At 41.4% G+C, this 17,874-nt stretch carries 13 protein-coding genes and 12 tRNA genes; 6 read left to right on the top strand and 19 right to left on the bottom strand.

Annotation, left to right across the window (positions count from 1 at the left end):
- Positions 1-65: 65 nt before the first annotated feature.
- From HWQ47_RS14315 to HWQ47_RS14275, 9 genes are all read right to left on the bottom strand, one after another.
- The gene (locus tag HWQ47_RS14315) at positions 66-1,979 is read right to left on the bottom strand and encodes an EAL domain-containing protein (protein WP_269966764.1); all 1,914 of its coding nucleotides are present in this window, start codon (positions 1,977-1,979) and stop codon (positions 66-68) included.
- A 198-nt stretch (positions 1,980-2,177) separates the two neighbouring features.
- Positions 2,178-2,253: transfer RNA gene (locus HWQ47_RS14310), tRNA-Asn, on the bottom strand.
- A 32-nt stretch (positions 2,254-2,285) separates the two neighbouring features.
- Positions 2,286-2,361: transfer RNA gene (locus tag HWQ47_RS14305), tRNA-Asn, on the bottom strand.
- A gap of 32 nt (positions 2,362-2,393) precedes the next feature.
- A tRNA-Asn gene (locus HWQ47_RS14300) sits at positions 2,394-2,469 on the bottom strand.
- A gap of 33 nt (positions 2,470-2,502) precedes the next feature.
- Positions 2,503-2,578: transfer RNA gene (locus HWQ47_RS14295), tRNA-Asn, on the bottom strand.
- A 33-nt stretch (positions 2,579-2,611) separates the two neighbouring features.
- Positions 2,612-2,687: transfer RNA gene (locus tag HWQ47_RS14290), tRNA-Asn, on the bottom strand.
- 33 nt (positions 2,688-2,720) lie between these two features.
- A tRNA-Asn gene (locus tag HWQ47_RS14285) sits at positions 2,721-2,796 on the bottom strand.
- 33 nt (positions 2,797-2,829) lie between these two features.
- Positions 2,830-2,905 (bottom strand) — tRNA-Asn (locus HWQ47_RS14280).
- A 53-nt stretch (positions 2,906-2,958) separates the two neighbouring features.
- Positions 2,959-3,034 (bottom strand) — tRNA-Asn (locus HWQ47_RS14275).
- Between the two features lie 953 nt (positions 3,035-3,987).
- Here HWQ47_RS14275 and uvrB point away from each other — a divergent pair.
- A complete protein-coding gene (uvrB, locus tag HWQ47_RS14270) occupies positions 3,988-6,003 on the top strand; it encodes an excinuclease ABC subunit UvrB (RefSeq protein WP_269966763.1) in 2,016 nt (671 codons plus the stop codon).
- Positions 6,004-6,055: 52 nt separating this feature from the next.
- On the opposite strand, the gene rrtA is transcribed toward uvrB, so the two are convergent.
- Positions 6,056-6,676 (bottom strand): rhombosortase, encoded by a 621-nt coding sequence (rrtA, locus tag HWQ47_RS14265; protein ID WP_269966762.1) that lies wholly within the window; start codon positions 6,674-6,676, stop codon positions 6,056-6,058.
- Positions 6,664-7,365, bottom strand: coding sequence for a 7-cyano-7-deazaguanine synthase QueC (gene queC, locus HWQ47_RS14260; RefSeq protein WP_269966761.1), 702 nt, complete (start codon positions 7,363-7,365; stop codon positions 6,664-6,666). Before queC ends, rrtA begins: the two co-directional genes overlap by 13 nt.
- A 176-nt stretch (positions 7,366-7,541) precedes the next feature.
- Here queC and queE point away from each other — a divergent pair, with 176 nt between their 5' ends.
- Positions 7,542-8,210 carry a 7-carboxy-7-deazaguanine synthase QueE gene (queE, locus tag HWQ47_RS14255; RefSeq protein ID WP_269966760.1) on the top strand — a complete coding sequence of 223 codons (669 nt, stop codon included), beginning with the start codon at positions 7,542-7,544 and terminating at the stop codon, positions 8,208-8,210.
- A 25-nt stretch (positions 8,211-8,235) separates the two neighbouring features.
- On the opposite strand, the gene HWQ47_RS14250 is transcribed toward queE, so the two are convergent.
- From HWQ47_RS14250 to HWQ47_RS14230, 5 genes are all read right to left on the bottom strand, one after another.
- Positions 8,236-9,297: a PLP-dependent cysteine synthase family protein gene (locus HWQ47_RS14250; RefSeq protein ID WP_269966759.1), complete on the bottom strand. Its 1,062-nt coding sequence runs from the start codon at positions 9,295-9,297 to the stop codon at positions 8,236-8,238.
- 172 nt (positions 9,298-9,469) lie between these two features.
- Positions 9,470-9,554 (bottom strand) — tRNA-Tyr (locus tag HWQ47_RS14245).
- A gap of 82 nt (positions 9,555-9,636) precedes the next feature.
- A tRNA-Tyr gene (locus HWQ47_RS14240) sits at positions 9,637-9,721 on the bottom strand.
- Positions 9,722-9,788: 67 nt separating this feature from the next.
- Positions 9,789-9,873, bottom strand: a tRNA-Tyr gene (locus HWQ47_RS14235).
- 47 nt (positions 9,874-9,920) lie between these two features.
- Positions 9,921-10,005, bottom strand: a tRNA-Tyr gene (locus tag HWQ47_RS14230).
- Positions 10,006-10,130: 125 nt separating this feature from the next.
- Between HWQ47_RS14230 and HWQ47_RS14225 the strand changes: the two genes are divergently transcribed.
- Positions 10,131-10,622 carry a VC2046/SO_2500 family protein gene (locus HWQ47_RS14225; protein ID WP_269966758.1) on the top strand — a complete coding sequence of 164 codons (492 nt, stop codon included), beginning with the start codon at positions 10,131-10,133 and terminating at the stop codon, positions 10,620-10,622.
- Positions 10,623-10,996: 374 nt separating this feature from the next.
- Positions 10,997-11,284: a DUF406 family protein gene (locus HWQ47_RS14220; protein WP_269966757.1), complete on the top strand. Its 288-nt coding sequence runs from the start codon at positions 10,997-10,999 to the stop codon at positions 11,282-11,284.
- A 181-nt stretch (positions 11,285-11,465) separates the two neighbouring features.
- Here the strand turns inward: HWQ47_RS14220 and HWQ47_RS14215 are convergent, their stop codons facing one another.
- From HWQ47_RS14215 to HWQ47_RS14205, 3 genes are all read right to left on the bottom strand, one after another.
- Positions 11,466-11,951, bottom strand: coding sequence for a YchJ family protein (locus HWQ47_RS14215; RefSeq protein WP_269966756.1), 486 nt, complete (start codon positions 11,949-11,951; stop codon positions 11,466-11,468).
- A complete protein-coding gene (locus HWQ47_RS14210; protein ID WP_269966755.1) occupies positions 11,941-12,510 on the bottom strand; it encodes a YybH family protein in 570 nt (189 codons plus the stop codon). Before HWQ47_RS14210 ends, HWQ47_RS14215 begins: the two co-directional genes overlap by 11 nt.
- Before the next feature lie 370 nt (positions 12,511-12,880).
- Positions 12,881-14,719 carry a M2 family metallopeptidase gene (locus tag HWQ47_RS14205; RefSeq protein ID WP_269966754.1) on the bottom strand — a complete coding sequence of 613 codons (1,839 nt, stop codon included), beginning with the start codon at positions 14,717-14,719 and terminating at the stop codon, positions 12,881-12,883.
- Between the two features lie 198 nt (positions 14,720-14,917).
- Here HWQ47_RS14205 and HWQ47_RS14200 point away from each other — a divergent pair, with 198 nt between their 5' ends.
- Positions 14,918-15,553 (top strand): TetR/AcrR family transcriptional regulator, encoded by a 636-nt coding sequence (locus HWQ47_RS14200; protein ID WP_269966753.1) that lies wholly within the window; start codon positions 14,918-14,920, stop codon positions 15,551-15,553.
- A gap of 23 nt (positions 15,554-15,576) precedes the next feature.
- Entirely contained in the window at positions 15,577-17,853 is a 2,277-nt protein-coding gene (locus HWQ47_RS14195) for an acyl-CoA dehydrogenase (RefSeq protein WP_269966752.1), read from the top strand.
- Positions 17,854-17,874: the final 21 nt, after the last annotated feature.

The raw sequence follows: 17,874 nt of genomic DNA, 5'->3' as shown, positions 1-17,874 counted from the left end.
ATCGGCTTTTCTGGGAGTATTAACAACACATAGAATACAAGGTTTTACTGAAACAGTTAAAGTTCTTACGTTTTTTGATGCAAAGCTGTATTTTGAAGGGCTTGAGGCTCGGCAATATAATAACCTTGCAGTCCATCTACTAACAATTTTTCCAACACGAACTTTTCTTCTTGTCGCTCAACACTGGTCGAGATCACTGAGATATTTAATCTTCGTGCAATGTTAATGATCATTTTGATAAAAAATTGATTATTAGTATCTTGATCTATGTTGTTGGAGTAGCTCCCGTCTAATTTTATAAAATCAGGTCTAACTTGTTTAAAAAATTTGAAGGAAGTAAATCCCATGCCGAAATGTTCGACTGAGACTCTCGCACCTACACTATGAATTGTTTGAACAAATTTATAACTTGCAACTAGGTTGGTTTGCATACCCGATTCGTTGACTTCAAAGACGAGCCGAGCTGCTATATGTCTTTGTTTAACAAGTAAGTCTTTAAGCCAAGCTATAAACGACTCTTGCATAATGGATGCAGCACTTATGTTAATTCCAAAAGAGCCTGTTAGTGCAGGGTTTTCGATGAGCATTTTTAATGTGGTAATAATAACAAGCTTATCGAGATCCATCACCATGCCATGGCGCTCAGCCATCGCTATGACTGTCGCCGTAGGTAAAAATTTACCATCAACATTGTAGAATCTTGAAAATAACTCATTGTATATCTTGCTCTCCCTTTGACAAGGCAAGATAGCTTGTTGATAAAATTTAAGTGCACGCCTGTGGATGAGATCATCGATTGCTTCTTTCCAACGAGTATCTCCATAGAGCTCATCATTGTTGTCTTTTTCCTGCAGGTAAAAACAATTTGGCCCCAATGTTTGAGCGATACTTACCGCAGTGTCCCCTTGGGATAATAGTCTGGCAGGTTCGCTATCATGCTCGTAAGGAACAAGCCCAATATGGGCAATTGATTCGTTGTTTATTGTTTGCTGATACTCATCGAATTGAGCTTTTAAACTTTCCACAAAAGGAAGACCATCTTTAATAATGAGTCCAGGAATAAAGACGGCGAAATCCGCAGTGGATATTCTGTAACATTCGGCATCATGATAGCTTGTAAGTGCATAACGGATACAGTTTGCTATTTTTGAGAGATATTCATCTCCAGCAGCACGACCTAAAGTATCATTTATGACACCTAACTCAGTGGCTTTGATTAAGGCTAGCAGTCCTATTTGGTTCTTCCCTGTACTTGAGAAAGATTCCAGTTTCTGAGTGAATCTTGTGCGGGTAGAAAATCCGGTGATCTGATCTTCAAAGGCAGCTCTATTGAGTCGTTCATGCTCTTTAGACATTGTCTCACTCTCTTTTTTGAGTGTGCTGCGGCAATGTTCTAATGCATCTGCTAAAGGAGTGAACTCAGATTTTAACTTTGAGGCTTCTAAAGCATGATATAGATGGTTTGATAATCCATTTACATAATTACTGGCATAGCGAATTTTGCGTTTTACCATCATCATTAAACTAATGAACACAAAAGTAATAACTAAATAAGTGAGCCAAAGTACGATGCTGGTTTTTTTAAATGCGATTAATGCGTGATTGGTCAGATCGTCGGTAGACAGCTTAATTTGCAGTCTACCTGAACCAAGTTGACGAGTATCAGGTAACGCTATTTTAAATAGCACAGCAAGTGGGCTCTCTGAGGTTGAATTGAGCGTTCCTGTCGTTAGGTTTGCTGCACTTTCAGTCGAGTGAATGAATTGGAAAAATTGAAGTTCTGTATGAGCTTGTATCTCAGAATATAAAAGTGTTCCAGTGTCCGGCAAAGCAAGGTTTTCGCTCATATAAAAGTGATAATCAGCTAATCTTTGTGTGCCTTTTTCTGTGAGGTAATGGTTCTGTTCTAAATAAACGAGAAAAGTAAGTCCTACAAAAAGTAAAAAAAGGAAGATGTGAAAAAGTTTTGATACGCTCATAAAGGATCCGGTCGCATAACCATTAGAGGACGACAATGCTTTTATTTTAGTTAATTCTGTGACTTATTCTATCGGAAAAATGATAAAAGCGGAATTTTAAAAGTAATAAGTTTGTTTGTAACTTGTAAATAAGAGGGGAAGTGACCAGTTAGAGAAGTGATATGTTTTAAATAGTATTACTGAGTACATTAGCGATATTGGCTCCCCGGACTGGACTCGAACCAGTGACATACGGATTAACAGTCCGCCGTTCTACCAACTGAACTACAGGGGAATCGATTTATCTTTTACATTTACCATTTAAATTGGCTCCCCGGACTGGACTCGAACCAGTGACATACGGATTAACAGTCCGCCGTTCTACCAACTGAACTACAGGGGAATCGATTTATCTTTTACATTTACCATTTAAATTGGCTCCCCGGACTGGACTCGAACCAGTGACATACGGATTAACAGTCCGCCGTTCTACCAACTGAACTACAGGGGAATCGATTTAACTTTTTACATTTACCATTTAAATTGGCTCCCCGGACTGGACTCGAACCAGTGACATACGGATTAACAGTCCGCCGTTCTACCAACTGAACTACAGGGGAATCGATTTAACTTTTACTTTGGTGTACAAAACTTGGCTCCCCGGACTGGACTCGAACCAGTGACATACGGATTAACAGTCCGCCGTTCTACCAACTGAACTACAGGGGAATCGATTTAGCTTTTACTTTGGTGTACAAAACTTGGCTCCCCGGACTGGACTCGAACCAGTGACATACGGATTAACAGTCCGCCGTTCTACCAACTGAACTACAGGGGAATCGATTTAACTTTTACTTTGGTGTACAAAACTTGGCTCCCCGGACTGGACTCGAACCAGTGACATACGGATTAACAGTCCGCCGTTCTACCAACTGAACTACAGGGGAACATACTTTCTTACACCAGATTAACACTTGATTGTCTTAAACTTAAACAACTTTGGCTCCCCGGACTGGACTCGAACCAGTGACATACGGATTAACAGTCCGCCGTTCTACCAACTGAACTACAGGGGAATCGTATAAAGCTATTCATCGTTGAAGACGGAGCGCATATTAAATCGCTCTTCATGATGAGTCAACTCGACTGACAAAAAAAAGTGTATTTAAGTAGTTAAGTGCTCATCAAATACTCATCATGATGTAGATTCAATCGTTATGATACAAGTCTGCCCCTATTTCATACCGATACACTTACAGTAAATAGCGGGTTTAGTTAGTTGAAGTTGTGGCTTAAAGCGTAAAAGGCTTATTGTGACATTTCATCAGAAGCACTCAAATACACTTACCATTAGCATGTTGAATGGTATATGGTCTTAAACTTAGCAAATACTACTTGAACCTAGTCTCTGGGTTTTGATCTACATCTTATGCTCTGAATATTAGACGTTAACAATTACTCATGAGAAGTATGGGTATGAAATATTCTCCATAACTTTCAAATGTAGTAAAATTACATGGTTTCTCTATTTTTAGCTTGGTAGTTAAAATCATCGTTAAAGTCCCGTGCGATAAGGGGTCGCTTGAGTTATCCACTAAATCTGTGGATAAGCCTGTGGGTTAAGCTTAAAAAATCGTTTCAAAGCCTTGGAAATAGCGGCTTGAGCTTAAAATACACATTTTAACAGGTGATATTTAAAAGTGTTTATTAACAATAGGTTGATAAAATCAAGAACTTATTTTTTGCCACTCGGTTATGTTGTTGAACTGTAACTGCCACGTTGTGCATTAGATTCCATTGCTCCTCGGGTTTGTAGCGTTTTTAGAAGCAAAATAGGTTGTTTTAGATGTTGTTTTAAAATTTCATAATGAGATGTGTCATTAGCTTGTCATTGAGTTGAAGTGATAATAAATATCGACGGATAAACAAGCTTATCGCGCGTATTAATTTTCAAGCAACTGTAGATCCTACTAGCATTTAACCATCACACGATTAAAATAGAATCACAATTATCTAGGAAGAGTATTTAGTGTCAGAATCAACTTTTCAACTTGAATCACAATATGTGCCGGCTGGTGATCAGCCTAAAGCGATTGAAAAATTGGTGGCAGGCATTGAGGCTGGAGTAGCGTGTCAAACGTTACTTGGCGTCACAGGATCTGGTAAAACATTCACTATTGCGAATGTTATTCAGAAGATAGGAAGACCGACGATTATTATGGCGCCGAATAAAACCTTGGCAGCCCAGCTCTACGGTGAGATGAAAGAGTTTTTCCCACACAATGCGGTTGAATACTTCGTCTCCTATTATGATTATTATCAGCCTGAAGCCTATGTACCATCAACGAATACTTTCATCGAGAAAGATGCCTCTGTTAATGCGCACATTGAACAGATGCGTTTATCGGCGACAAAAGCGCTGTTAGAAAGAAAAGATGTGGTGTTAATCGCCTCTGTATCGGCTATTTATGGCTTAGGTGATCCTAAATCCTATTTGAAGATGTTACTGCACCTTAGGCAAGGTGACACTATGGGGCAAAGGGATATACTTCACCGACTCAGTGAGTTGCAATACACCCGCAATGATATCGAGTTAAAGCGAGGAACCTATCGGGTCAGAGGGGAGGTGATTGATATTTTTGCCGCCGATTCGGATAGTAATGCCATTCGTATTGAGCTTTTTGATGATGAAATTGAACGATTAAGTCTATTTGATCCATTAACGGGTCATATTAAACAACGAATTGCTCGCACCACTGTTTATCCCAAAAGTCATTATGTCACCCCAAGAGAGAAAATATTGGCGGCTACGGAGGTGATAAAAGAGGAACTCAGGATCAGAAGACAGGAGCTACTCGACAATAACAAGTTGGTTGAGGCACAGCGGATAACCGAGCGTGTTCAATATGACATAGAGATGATGGCCGAACTCGGTTATTGCTCAGGGATTGAAAACTATTCAAGGTACCTTTCCGGTCGTGAAGAGGGCGCTGGACCGCCGACTTTACTTGATTACTTGCCCGATGATGGATTACTTATCATCGATGAGTCACATGTTACTGTGCCTCAAATTGGCGCTATGTATAAAGGCGATCGCTCCAGAAAAATGAATCTGGTTGAGTATGGTTTTCGTCTACCTTCGGCATTGGACAACAGACCGCTTAAATTTGAAGAGTTTGAGACGTTAATGCCTCAAACTATCTATGTCTCAGCAACACCGAGTAAATATGAGATTGAAAAGAGCGGTGGGGATATAGCTGAGCAGGTGATAAGGCCTACTGGCTTATTGGATCCTGTGCTTGAGGTTCGCCCTGTAGGTATTCAGGTCGATGACCTATTATCTGAGATAGGTAAGCGCGTTAAAGTGAATGAGCGTGTCTTAGTAACCACATTAACTAAGCGTATGTCAGAGGACCTTACTGAATATTTAGACGAACATGGGATCAGGGTGAGGTATCTACATTCAGATATTGATACGGTTGAACGGGTTGAGATTATCCGTGATCTCAGGCTTGGTGTGTTTGATGTTCTGGTCGGGATCAATTTACTTAGAGAAGGGTTAGATCTGCCAGAAGTTTCCTTAGTATGTATTCTCGATGCTGATAAAGAGGGATTCTTACGCTCAGAGCGCTCGTTAATACAGACCATTGGCCGTGCTGCCCGTAATATCAATGGGAAAGTGATCCTCTATGCCGACAAAATCACCGACTCTATGGCTAGAGCTATGGGAGAAACGGAGAGAAGGCGTAAATTACAGCATCAGTTTAACTTAGATAATGGGATCGTTCCTAAAGGGGTATCGAAGAAGATCACTGATGTAATGGATATTGGCGGCAAAGAGTACGATCAAATAGATCTGGCTAACCTACGTCATATTGCTGAGGCAAAAGGAGAGTATAAAGTCAAAGATGTTGCCACTATTAGTCATCAAATTGATTCGTTAGAAAAACAGATGCATGAGCATGCGAAAAACCTTGAGTTCGAGCAAGCTGCAGCAGTACGTGATCAGGTTAGACGATTGCATGATGAATTGATTAAGGCATGATCCTAAATTAAGCTGTTGAATCACTAGTGATCAGTTTTAAAAATAGCGGAGTTCACTCCGCTTTTTTATGTCCTTTTTTACTAAAGAAACTTGATAAATAGGTTTGATAAAGAGTGACGCAAGTGAAAAGTATAATTCCGGTCACAACGCCAATTAGGTGTGCTTCAGTTGCAACGCGTGCTCCAATCATCTCGGTAACTTGCTCACTTGCCCCAAACCACTGCTCGTAACCGACTTTCACTATCACGCCGATAAGCAATAGATACCCAGAACGCATGCCAACACTGATGTCTTTGAGCGCACCATAGGTAAATAAACCATGCAGCATGCCGCTTAAACCGACATAACCCAATAGCCCGGGATAAAAAAGGTAAAGTCCTATTCCTTGTAGCCCACATAGCGCGACAAAAAGGAAGGAAAAACCCACGGAGCGATAGTATTGCTGATGAAGCAGCATTATGACCCAAAGCCCGGCTAAATTCATGACGAGGTGCCAAACATTGGTATGTAGAAGGTTACCAGTAAAAAGTCGCCAATACTCGCCTAGCCCAATCTCATTTCGACGGTATGCCAGTAAGCTATCAAGGTTGGCATAGTATAGGAGAATAGCGCTGAGTGAGATCAGCGCGATAACCGGCCAACTCTTGCCAAATAGTGATGTTAGCTTTGACATTTAGCAGCCAAGTCAACTTGTACTTGCTCTTTGTTGTTGCAATAGTCATCTAAGCCTTTTTGCCTCAGTAAACAAGCGGGACAGGTACCACACCCTGTGCCTATCATGCCGTTATAACAGGTTAAGGTTTCATCTCTCACTAGGCTTAAACTTTGATATTTGTCAGCCAGTGCCCATGTCTCAGCTTTATTAAGCCACATTAATGGCGTCGACAAGGTCAAAGGTCTATCCATTCCTTGTACTAATGCAGATTGCATCGCTTTGACAAAATCATTGCGACAATCGGGATAGCCTGAAAAATCGGTTTCACACACACCAGTGATCACGGTATCAGCGCCCAGTTGATAGGCAAAAATACCCGCAAGGGTTAAAAACAGGATATTACGGCCAGGGACAAACGTATTGGGTAAACCATTCTCCATCAGCTCATTTGAGACTTGAATAGAGTCACGTGTAAGGGCTGAGATAGCGAGCTCATTTAGCATAGAAACATCGAGAGTTTTATGACTCGTCAGTCCAAGTTGCTTACCGAGCTTCTCAGCAACTTCGATCTCTTGGCTATGACGTTGCCCGTAATCAAAGGTGATCCCGTGAACTTCATCATATTGTGTGAGGGCCTGAATAAGACAGGTGGTTGAGTCTTGTCCACCGCTAAATACTATTACCGCTTTAGATACCGCTTTTGACATAATGATCACTTACTGAAATAAACAGCTGTCATTTTAACGGACGTGGCTTAGCTTGCAAATGATCAAACATAAAAATATCACTGAGTTATTGATTTTGCACTTATCTGGCACAGGTTAGGCTTGCCTGTCGGATAAAAATCAATTATAAATGCCGCCCAATCTATTTGAGGTTCAGCATGAAGTATCCGGTTAATGAAGTTTTTGAGACAATCCAAGGCGAAGGTTTTTATACTGGTGTGCCCGCCATTTTTGTACGCCTGCAAGGATGTCCAGTTGGCTGCAGCTGGTGTGATACTAAACATACTTGGGATCGACTCGAAACTAACCGTGTTAAACCTGAGCTTGTGATCCAAGTGGATGGCACCGTTGGACGCTGGTCAGAGCTCACGACTTCAGAATTGATTCACTTTATGAAGCAGAAGGGATTCACCGCATCACATATTGTGATAACAGGTGGAGAGCCGTGTTTACATGACCTAACGGCCATGACCGTTGAGTTAAATAGTGCAGGTTACTCGACACAAATCGAAACCAGTGGCACGTTTGATGTGCTGTGTTCGGATAAAACCTGGGTGACGGTTTCACCTAAACTGAAGATGAAGGCTGGTCTGATTGTATTATCTCAAGCACTGAATCGCGCCAATGAGATTAAGCATCCAGTGGCAACCCAAGCGCACATTGACGATCTAGATGTGTTGTTGCATGATATAGATGTGGCAGGTAAAACCATCTGCTTACAACCGATAAGCCAGAAAGACCGCGCAACTGAACTGGCAATGCGAGTTTGTATCGAACGTAATTGGCGCCTCTCGATACAAACCCACAAATATCTAGATATCGATTAACTTATTCGTTTTAAGTTAATCGCATTCAAGATAAGCTGCCTGTAAGGCTAAATTGTGTCAGTTTAGCCTCATATTTTGTTAAATCCCCAATATTATTGTTAACCCAAATCGGGTCGTAGTAACTGTCTAAATAGCGCTCTCCTGAATCACATAAAAGGGTTACGATAGAACCTTGTTCACCTTTCGCTAGCATCTCGGAGGCGATGTTCAATACCCCATAAAGGTTTGTGCCTGTCGAAGGCCCAGCTTTTCTTCCTATCAGTTTTTCTAACCAATATATGGTTGCGACAGATGCTGCGTCTGGGATCTTTTCCATATGGTCAATGACCCCTGGAATAAATGATGGCTCAACCCTTGGCCTGCCTATGCCTTCTATTTTACTGCCATGACAAGAAGTCAGTGTTTTATCCCCTGTGGTAAAATAGTCATAAAATACGGAATGTTCAGGGTCAACAACACAAAGTTGAGTTTCGAGCTGTTGATATCGTATATAACGACCAATTGTCGCCGATGTGCCTCCGGTGCCAGGACCCATGACGATCCACGTTGGAATAGGGTGGGGCTCTAACGTCATCTGTTCGAAAATAGAGTTGGCAATATTGTTATTACCTCGCCAATCAGTCGCGCGTTCGGCATAGGTGAACTGATCCATGTAATGGCCATTGAGCTGAGTTGCAAGCTTTTCTGAGGCGGCATAGATTTCATTGGAATGATCGACAAAGTGACAGCTGCCACCATAAAATTCTATTTGTTGGATTTTCTTCTTCGCCGTTGTTTTAGGCATGACAGCAATAAAGGGCAGGCCGAGTAATCGCGCAAAATAGGCTTCAGAAACGGCAGTACTGCCAGAAGAGGACTCAATAATTGTCGTTCCCTCTTTAATCCAGCCGTTACACAGACCATAAAGAAATAGTGAACGTGCAAGTCTGTGCTTAAGGCTGCCAGTAGGATGAGTGCTCTCATCTTTGAGATAGATATCGATGCCTGTTAGCAGAGGAATATCGAGTTTAATTAAATGCGTATCTGCACTGCGTTGATAGTCGGATTCAATTTTTTCGATCGCCTTGTTGACCCAAGAATTCGTCATATTTTTCTTATAACTAGATGGAGTTATCTTGATAGTAACGAATAAGAATTTAGGTAGGAAGAGAAAGCTGGATTTTTACGTTTTCAATGAGAAGAATAAGTAGGACAATAAATACTAGTAGGTTTTATGAGTGGCTTTTGTCATGCAGAAAATGAAGTTAAATTATAGAAAGTGGTGGAGGGAGAAGGATTCGAACCTTCGAAGGCTGAGCCGTCAGATTTACAGTCTGATCCCTTTGGCCACTCGGGAACCCCTCCACATTTTCTATTACTTATTTTTACGGTGTAAATTTAAACGGTATAACACTATACAACACTAGGGTGTTGCTGAAATAAGAGGTGGTGGAGGGAGAAGGATTCGAACCTTCGAAGGCTGAGCCGTCAGATTTACAGTCTGATCCCTTTGGCCACTCGGGAACCCCTCCACATTTACCTATTATTTTTTTGTAACGTACAGCTTTTTCTATCATTCATGAATCGAAAGATTAAAGATGGTGGAGGGAGAAGGATTCGAACCTTCGAAGGCTGAGCCGTCAGATTTACAGTCTGATCCCTTTGGCCACTCGGGAACCCCTCCACGAATAATCTTTATTATCACTTTTACTTGTAACACTTTTATGCAAATGGTGGAGGGAGAAGGATTCGAACCTTCGAAGGCTGAGCCGTCAGATTTACAGTCTGATCCCTTTGGCCACTCGGGAACCCCTCCTCACTTGCGGCGGCAATAATAGTCACAAACGGTGATACTGTAAAGACCCTATTTTAATTAATTTCTAAAGTTATGTATCAAGTGGTCGATTAACTATCAACGAGTTGTTTTGGTGATGTTTTTTTATGCGACCAAGTGCTGTCTTAATCAATGAGTCACAACTGGGGACTCGTCTTAATCATGCTATCGATAATGACAGGCGAGGAGAGTTTGCTCTTTTACTGGCTCTTTTATCTTCCGATGCCCGAGACATGGCTCAATTTCAATTGCAAGGCGATGCCATTGATCCTGAGATAGCACTGCGTGCTAAGTTTGAATTACCAGAGAAACAAGTGCTAGTTAATGATTTAACCGTTCAGCCACTGCCGAGAGATAATAGTATTGTGTTTGTACAAAATGGCGCTAGGGCATTTCAATTATTAGAAGCATTATCGCCGGAAGCATTAGTGATCAGAGGCAATAAGTCAGCTTCGATGCAGAAGGTTTTAGCTAATTGTGACTATTTAACAAGACAGAAATACAATGGCACAGCTAAGTCAGAGATTTATGACTCGCTAAATAGCCACTTTGTTGATCAATTAGATCAGCAACGGCAGATGAGTCGTGCCCTAGTGTAGTATTAATACCAATCAGTATAAAGATGTGATCGCTCAGCGAGATTTTAGCGCTTCTGAGGTAAGGCAACGAGTGAGAAGCATAGTTGTTCTACGTTTAAGCTCGTTAACACAGCATCAGAAGCGCTAAAACTCGCCCTTTGGGTGTGTTTTTGGCTACCTACTTCTGCGTTGAATGAACTCACAAGGGAATAACCATTCCGTCATCCATTCGCCTTGAATTAGCTTGCCAAAAGCCACACTGAGTAGATCACTTTCTTATACTGATTGGTATAACTCATGTTTCATTTTGTGATTTACCTTAAGCTTATTGATACAAAGCTTAAGCGTGAATAGCGTATAATGCTTAAATACGTAAATTCATGGATAAACAGATAATGAAAAACATTAAAGAATCTCAATCAGCGTTAGTTAATGATACTTGTACTGACTGTGGCAGTTATGCAGACATAGGTGCCGTGATTGATGAACATGACACACTGCTAACGGTCTCATTTACAGGTTCCGAAGCGCAGGCTGAAGCAGAAGTCATTTCTGTAAAGGCAAAAGCCCGCTTTGATGGTGTTGAAAGTGTAATAAAGGTTGAAAATGAAATAGTGACCTTAAATATTAGTTTTGCGTACAGTGCTGAAAAAATGATTTTTCAGCTAGAGAACGGTATTTAAGTTCATAATCGTTGACTACTTGGTCATTGAATGGGAGCGAGTCATTGTTTTTAATCGCCTGCCATCATCTTATATTGTTTCGATAGTTAACAGAGATAAATAGTTGCATAAAATCTTGAGTAAGCTGAATCGCTTACTCACTTGAGTGTGATCATTGATAGGAGAGTGGTAAACTGCGATGTTAAACAAGGCAGCACTGTTTATATTTTTTCCCGCTGTTACATAAACATACTTCATTTCTTTTAGGGTAAACGGCTGCTTTTTGTTTCCCTTGTGTATAGAACCATTTGCCATCTTCGCAAACAAATTGTGAACACTCATTAATTGCATCAAGACCACTTGTATCACGGTACCAAGCTTGGAAACAGACTTGGCCAGATATCCCCTGAGTATGGGTCGAGATGATTTGTAGAGAAAGCCAGTGAGGCTCCTCGCTTTCGGCCAAAAGGTTAACGGTTAAACCGTTTAAAAAATCAGGGTGATGAGTTTGGATTAAGTAATCGTACTCTTGGGTGACAAAGGCGCTATACCGACTCCTCATTAGCTGCTCAGGGGTTACAGGAATGGCGCTTGCTTGGTGATAGGGAGCGCAGCAATGAGTGTATAGGGCGGTCTTGTTATTAATATTTTGACCACAAGGGCATATTATATTTAAATCAGTTGTCATTCTTTGCTGTAGTTAATGGGGAGAAATGATGGCCATAATACAGGTTTGGAATTGGTTTTGCATCGTAGTAAAAAGAGGGTTCAGAACGATTGTTGGTATCAACAGTGAGATACCATTTACCATCTTTTTTCTTTTTAGAGACAATGACAAACTTACCAGCAAATTCGCTTATAGGCTCTTCTGCATCTAAAGATGGGTGAAAACGGATCAAATAGTATCCGATGTCAGTCGCATTATTATTTTCAACTTGTCTATCTAATACTCTGAAATCAACCTCTATTTGTGCTTCCTTGTGTTTAATTTTCCCAAAAAAATCATGATACACTTTTATAATATTATCTCGGCCCATGGTGATCTCTTTGCTTTGACTTTCGGGAATGTAACAGGCATCTTCAGCATAGATATTTTTGACTTTTTGAGCATCTAGCGTCTCAAAAGCTTGAGTAAATTGGGTATAAAATTGATTTAACGCCACATTATCTTCTGAGCTTGCCGAGGCTGAAGATAAAATAGAAAAGAATATAATAATACAAGTGTTGGTAAATTTAATAAAAGGCATTGATGGTTTCAGATCAAGGATTACTGACGTTACTATAATAGAAGCGCATGATGAACTAAAGTTTTAGTTATTAACAAAGTGTGTCTAACCACTGAGAATACCAGCAGTTAAGGGATATTTGACTGATAAAAGTTAGGTGTTTTAGCTTTATCATAGTGATTGAGAACACAAATTAATTCAAATGATTGCTAGTTCATCGGTAATAATGTGATCGGCTTAGTTTATTGAATTTTATAAGGTTATAAGTTTTACTTTGTGTGTTGTTCAAGCATGAGGATTTGGTTAATAAAAAAAGCGCTAACAAATTTATGCTTAACGCTTATTGATTTTATCTATTAACGATTATGTTGATACACATTACAATTTAACATTACCAACCACACTGTCTATTTGCTTGAGCATTTTGCTCATTTAGCCAAGTTTGTAATGGTGCGAAGTAATCGAGTACAGCTGTGGCATCCATCTCTTTACTGCCAGTCACTACGGCTAAAGCCTCTGGCCAAGGTTGACTGCGTCCCATCTCAAGCATGGTATTTAGTTGATTACCTGCTTCTTTATTACCATAGATGCTGCAACGGTGTACGGGTTCCTTATTGCCGGCAGTTTCACATAACGCTTTGTGGAATTGGAATTGTAGAATATGAGCTAAGAAGTAGCGTGTGTAGGGTACATTGGCCGGAACATGATACTTAGCTCCTGGATCGAAATAGGTTTCGTCACGACTTGTCGGTGATTTAACCCCTTGGTATTTTTCTCTTAATTCCCACCAGGCTTGGTTGTATTGAGTTGGTGTTATCTCTCCGCTAAATACTTTCCAGCGCCATTGATCTATCATCAAGCCAAATGGCATAAAGGCCACCTTGTCCAGCGCTTGTTTTAACAGTAAGCCAATATCCTTTGATGCGTCAGGGACTTGGTCAAGTAAACCAATCTGTTTAAGGTAACTCGGTGTAATTGAGAGGGCTATGGTGTCTCCTATGGCTTCATGAAAACCATCGTTAGCACTATTTTTGAAAATAAAGGGTTGGTTTTTATAGGCTCGTTGATAGTAATTGTGTCCCAACTCGTGATGGATGACGGTGAAATCTTCAGCTGTCTTCTGAATACACATCTTAATTCGAATATCATCTTTGTCATCAAGATCCCACGCGGATGCATGGCAGACGACATCTCTATCTTTAGGTTGAACAAACAAAGAACGTTCCCAGAAAGTGTCGGGTAATACTTCAAATCCTAATGAACTAAAGAAATTTTCAGCTTGTTTCACCATCTTAATTTCGTCGTAATTCTGGGCTGCAAGGAGTTGAGTCACATCATATCCGGGATCTGCATCTTCAGGTGCCACTTGGTCATAAATATTGCCCCAACTTTGAGCCCACATATTACCTAACAAATGAGCAGGTATGGCGCCCTGTTTAGGGACGATTTTATCGCCGTACTTTTCATTGAGCTCACCGCGAACATAGCAGTGTAGTGAATCATACAGGGGTTTAACTTGATCCCAGAGTCTGTCAAGTTCAATTGAAAATTCGTCCGGTTTCATATCATATTGGCTACGCCATAACTCTGAAAGGTTGGCATAGCCAAGATCTTGGGCCCCCTCGTTAGCGAGCTCTACTTCTCTTTCAAATAGTGGCCGCATAGGTTTAGCTATTTCGCGCCAGCCTTGCCACACCTCTAATAACGTCGCTGGATCCTGTGACTCTCCCATGATGGCGGAGAGTTCTGGTTGTGTCAGGCAGCGGCCATCATCAAAGCAGTACTTACCTTTACCATAAAGCCCATTAAGTTCAGCACTAATTGCGGCTAACTCTGCGTTTTTCTTTGGATCAAGTGGAGCGGGTAATACAAGTGCACTGCGTAAAATACCAAGCTTACGCAGATTATCATTGCTGAGCGGGAGATCGGTGTAGTTTGCTGCCAACGTGGCCAGTTTCACGGACGTTGCTGTATGCTTTTCGGCGACAGAAGCCGATAAGGCTGCGGTATCTTGAGTGATGAAGTTATTATAGATCCATTCAGAGCGATTAATTTCGATGGATAGTTCACTCAAGGTTTGCTCGGATTGTTCGATGAAGGTGTTTGCATCAGCCACTTGAGCTTCGCTAGAAGTGCTCTCGTCTGATTGCACTTTTTGGCATGCTGAACCCCATAAGGATAAGGCTATCAGCAATGATAGCTTAGCAAGCCGAATAGTAGAAAGTTTCATTAATTCATATTCCTTGTTATTTTTGTGTTGAGTATTTTAACGTAAAATTTGAGATTTAATAGCTCATGGCTATAAAAGCCATATCTGTGAGAGTTTTCCACCCCGTAGCGATATATTGACAGTTAATTTAGTTTGACAAAAAGTGTGGCAGTGTTTAATTTAAACGAGTGTTTTAAATAGAGTTAGGAAGGCAACGGAATGGCAAATCGATCCGATACGAAAACAAGAATACTGGATGCTGCGGAAAAATTATTTGCAGAACGAGGCTTTTCTGAAACCTCGTTACGTTTGATAACCAGTAAAGCTGAAGTGAACCTTGCTTCAGTGAACTACCACTTTGGTTCAAAGAAAGAGTTAATCAGAGCGGTTTTAGCTCGTTATCTGGATGTATTTATGCCGGTTGCATCGGCGGAAATTGTTAAACTGCAAGATTCAGATAAAGCCGCATCATTGAATGATATTTTCTCTGCACTTGTTGAGCCGCTGTTAGACTTAAATCAATTAAGAACGGAAGGGACTCGTACGTTCCTGCAGCTTTTAGGGCGTGGCTATATTGAAAGTCAGGGTCATCTTCGCTGGTTTATCACCACTCATTATGGTGAACATTTAACCCTATTCGTTAAAGCCGTGGCTGAGAGTGCACCTCATATTCCTCCAGCTGAGATGTTTTGGCGTTTGCACTTTACCTTAGGTACGGTTGTTTTCACTATGGCATCTGCTGATGCGTTAACAGAGATTGCAGCTGCGGACTTTAATGAACATAATGATATCGAAGCCGTTATTCGTAAAGTTATTCCCTATCTATCTGCCGGTGTGTCAGTACCGGTTAATTAAGGTGTTATTTAAAAGGTAAAACCATGACTGTATTTATCCTTGCACTGCTGGTTATTATTGTGCTTTTTGGTGTAAAAAGTATCAGGATGCAGTTCATTACGCGTCCAATTTTTTCGTTTTTCAAAAGAGTACTTCCACCTCTTTCTGATACTGAGAAAGAGGCCATGGAAGCGGGTGATGTATGGTGGGAAGGGGAGTTATTTCGAGGTAAACCTAATTGGGAAACCTTGCACAGTTATGGTAAGCCGAAGCTGACCGCTGAAGAGCAAGATTTTATTGAAAATCAGGTCATGACAGCATTAACCATGATTGATGATTTTGATATCGTTCAAAATCGTAAAGATCTCCCTCCAGAGTTATGGGAATATTTTAAACATGAGGGTTTTTTTGCGCTTATGATTCCTAAAAAATACGGAGGTAAAGCTTTCTCTGCGTATGCCATCTCCACGATAGTCGGCAAATTAGCCTGTCGCAGTGTGAGTGCAGCGGTGACGGTGATGGTGCCAAACTCTCTTGGCCCAGCAGAGTTGTTGACTCACTATGGTACTAAAGAGCAAAGAGAACACTGGTTACCTAAACTCGCTTCTGGTGAAGCCATTCCTTGTTTTGCTTTAACAGGTCCAGAAGCAGGCAGTGATGCTGGCGCCATACCTGATACTGGAGTGGTCTGTCGCCAACAATTTGAAGGTGAAGAGGTGTTAGGTTTACGGCTCAATTGGGATAAGCGTTACATAACCTTAGCGCCAGTATCGACAGTGTTAGGCCTCGCTTTTCAGATGCAAGATCCTGACGGTCTGTTAGGTGATAAAGAGGCACTTGGAATTACTTGTGCTTTAATTCCAACTGATCATGACGGTGTGGTGATTGGTCGGAGGCATAGCCCATTGAATATGGCCTTTATGAATGGCACCACACAAGGGAAAGATGTCTTCATTCCTCTTGATTGGATCATTGGAGGGCCACAATTTGCAGGTCGTGGATGGCGCATGTTAGTTGAGTGTTTGTCTGCAGGACGTGGGATATCGCTTCCAGCCTTGGCAACTGCAGCTGGACATACAGCAACAAAAACCACCACCGCTTACAGTTATGTGCGTCATCAATTTGGGCTCTCGATTGGTCAATTTGAAGGTGTTCAGGAAGCACTTGCGCGTATTATCGCCAACACCTATCAGTTAGAGGCAGCAAGACGACTCACCACCACAGGCATCGATCTTAAGGTCAAACCTTCTGTTGTCACTGCGATTGCCAAATACCATATGACAGAGATGAGCCGTGATGTACTTAACGATGCTATGGATATCCAGTCAGGTAAGGGGATCCAGCTAGGACCTAAAAACTATTTAGGCCATGCTTATATGGCTAATCCCATTTCAATTACGGTAGAAGGGGCGAATATCCTGACACGCAGTTTGATGATATTCGGTCAAGGAGCCACTCGTTGCCATCCTTATGTACTTGCTGAGATGGAAACTGCCGCGATGGAAGACTCGTGCGCAGCATTAGAGCGTTTTGACTCGCTGTTACTGGGCCATATTGGTTATGCGGCTAGAAATGCGTTTAGCTCACTCTTTAGTGCTTTGACAGGGAGTCGTTTTAATCAGTCTCCAGTCAGTGGTGAAACACAACAGTACTACAGAAACATGACTCGACTTTCAGCTGCATTGGCACTCATGACCGATTTTTCTATGTTGATCATGGGCGGCGATCTTAAACGCAAAGAGATGCTTTCGGCGCGTATGGGAGATGTATTGAGCGAGCTCTATCTTGCTTCTGCGACGTTAAAGATGTTTGAAGATAATGGACGTCAGCATGATGATCTTCCAGCCGTACGTTTTGTGATGGCAACTCGACTTCAAGATGCGGCTAAGGCACTCGATGGGGCGCTGCGTAATTTCCCTAATCGTCCAGTTGCTTGGGTGATGAGAGCCTTAATCTTTCCGATTGGTAACCACTTTAATGGTGCCAGCGACAAGATGACGACGGAACTGGTTAGCGGCATGATGAAGCCTGGTCCTGCACGTGATCGTCTGACATTCCTATGTCCTGATTTCGAGCAAGATAAAGGCGGGATCACCGAAGTTGAAGATGCATTTAAAGCACAATATGCATGTCGTCAAATTCATAAGAAGATTAAAACAGCTCAACGTGAAGGGGGACTCTCTAAAAAACTCGTCAATCTTGAGTTGTTTAATTTAGCTTGTGAAAACATGGTGATTACTCAAGATGAGCTAAAGGTTGTGCTTAAGGCTGATGAGTTACGACTCGCGGCAATCAATGTCGATGATTTTGAAACCTTATAGATAAGAGTTCAAAATTGATAG

This window comes from Shewanella sp. MTB7 (genome assembly GCF_027571385.1).
Lineage (GTDB): Bacteria > Pseudomonadota > Gammaproteobacteria > Enterobacterales > Shewanellaceae > Shewanella.
Note: the sequence above shows the minus strand (reverse complement) of the source record. Positions and strands in the feature narration are given on the sequence as shown.

Bases quoted from the DNA above. Each gene is read 5' to 3' on its own strand.
- rrtA (WP_269966762.1), bottom strand. From the start codon at position 6,676: ATGTCAAAGCTAACATCACTATTTGGCAAGAGTTGGCCGGTTATCGCG.
- HWQ47_RS14205 (WP_269966754.1), bottom strand. From the start codon at position 14,719: ATGAAACTTTCTACTATTCGGCTTGCTAAGCTATCATTGCTGATAGCC.
- HWQ47_RS14210 (WP_269966755.1), bottom strand. From the start codon at position 12,510: ATGCCTTTTATTAAATTTACCAACACTTGTATTATTATATTCTTTTCT.
- HWQ47_RS14215 (WP_269966756.1), bottom strand. From the start codon at position 11,951: ATGACAACTGATTTAAATATAATATGCCCTTGTGGTCAAAATATTAAT.
- HWQ47_RS14195 (WP_269966752.1), top strand. From the start codon at position 15,577: ATGACTGTATTTATCCTTGCACTGCTGGTTATTATTGTGCTTTTTGGT.
- HWQ47_RS14200 (WP_269966753.1), top strand. From the start codon at position 14,918: ATGGCAAATCGATCCGATACGAAAACAAGAATACTGGATGCTGCGGAA.
- HWQ47_RS14315 (WP_269966764.1), bottom strand. From the start codon at position 1,979: ATGAGCGTATCAAAACTTTTTCACATCTTCCTTTTTTTACTTTTTGTA.
- HWQ47_RS14220 (WP_269966757.1), top strand. From the start codon at position 10,997: ATGAAAAACATTAAAGAATCTCAATCAGCGTTAGTTAATGATACTTGT.
- HWQ47_RS14225 (WP_269966758.1), top strand. From the start codon at position 10,131: ATGCGACCAAGTGCTGTCTTAATCAATGAGTCACAACTGGGGACTCGT.
- HWQ47_RS14250 (WP_269966759.1), bottom strand. From the start codon at position 9,297: ATGACGAATTCTTGGGTCAACAAGGCGATCGAAAAAATTGAATCCGAC.
- queE (WP_269966760.1), top strand. From the start codon at position 7,542: ATGAAGTATCCGGTTAATGAAGTTTTTGAGACAATCCAAGGCGAAGGT.
- queC (WP_269966761.1), bottom strand. From the start codon at position 7,365: ATGTCAAAAGCGGTATCTAAAGCGGTAATAGTATTTAGCGGTGGACAA.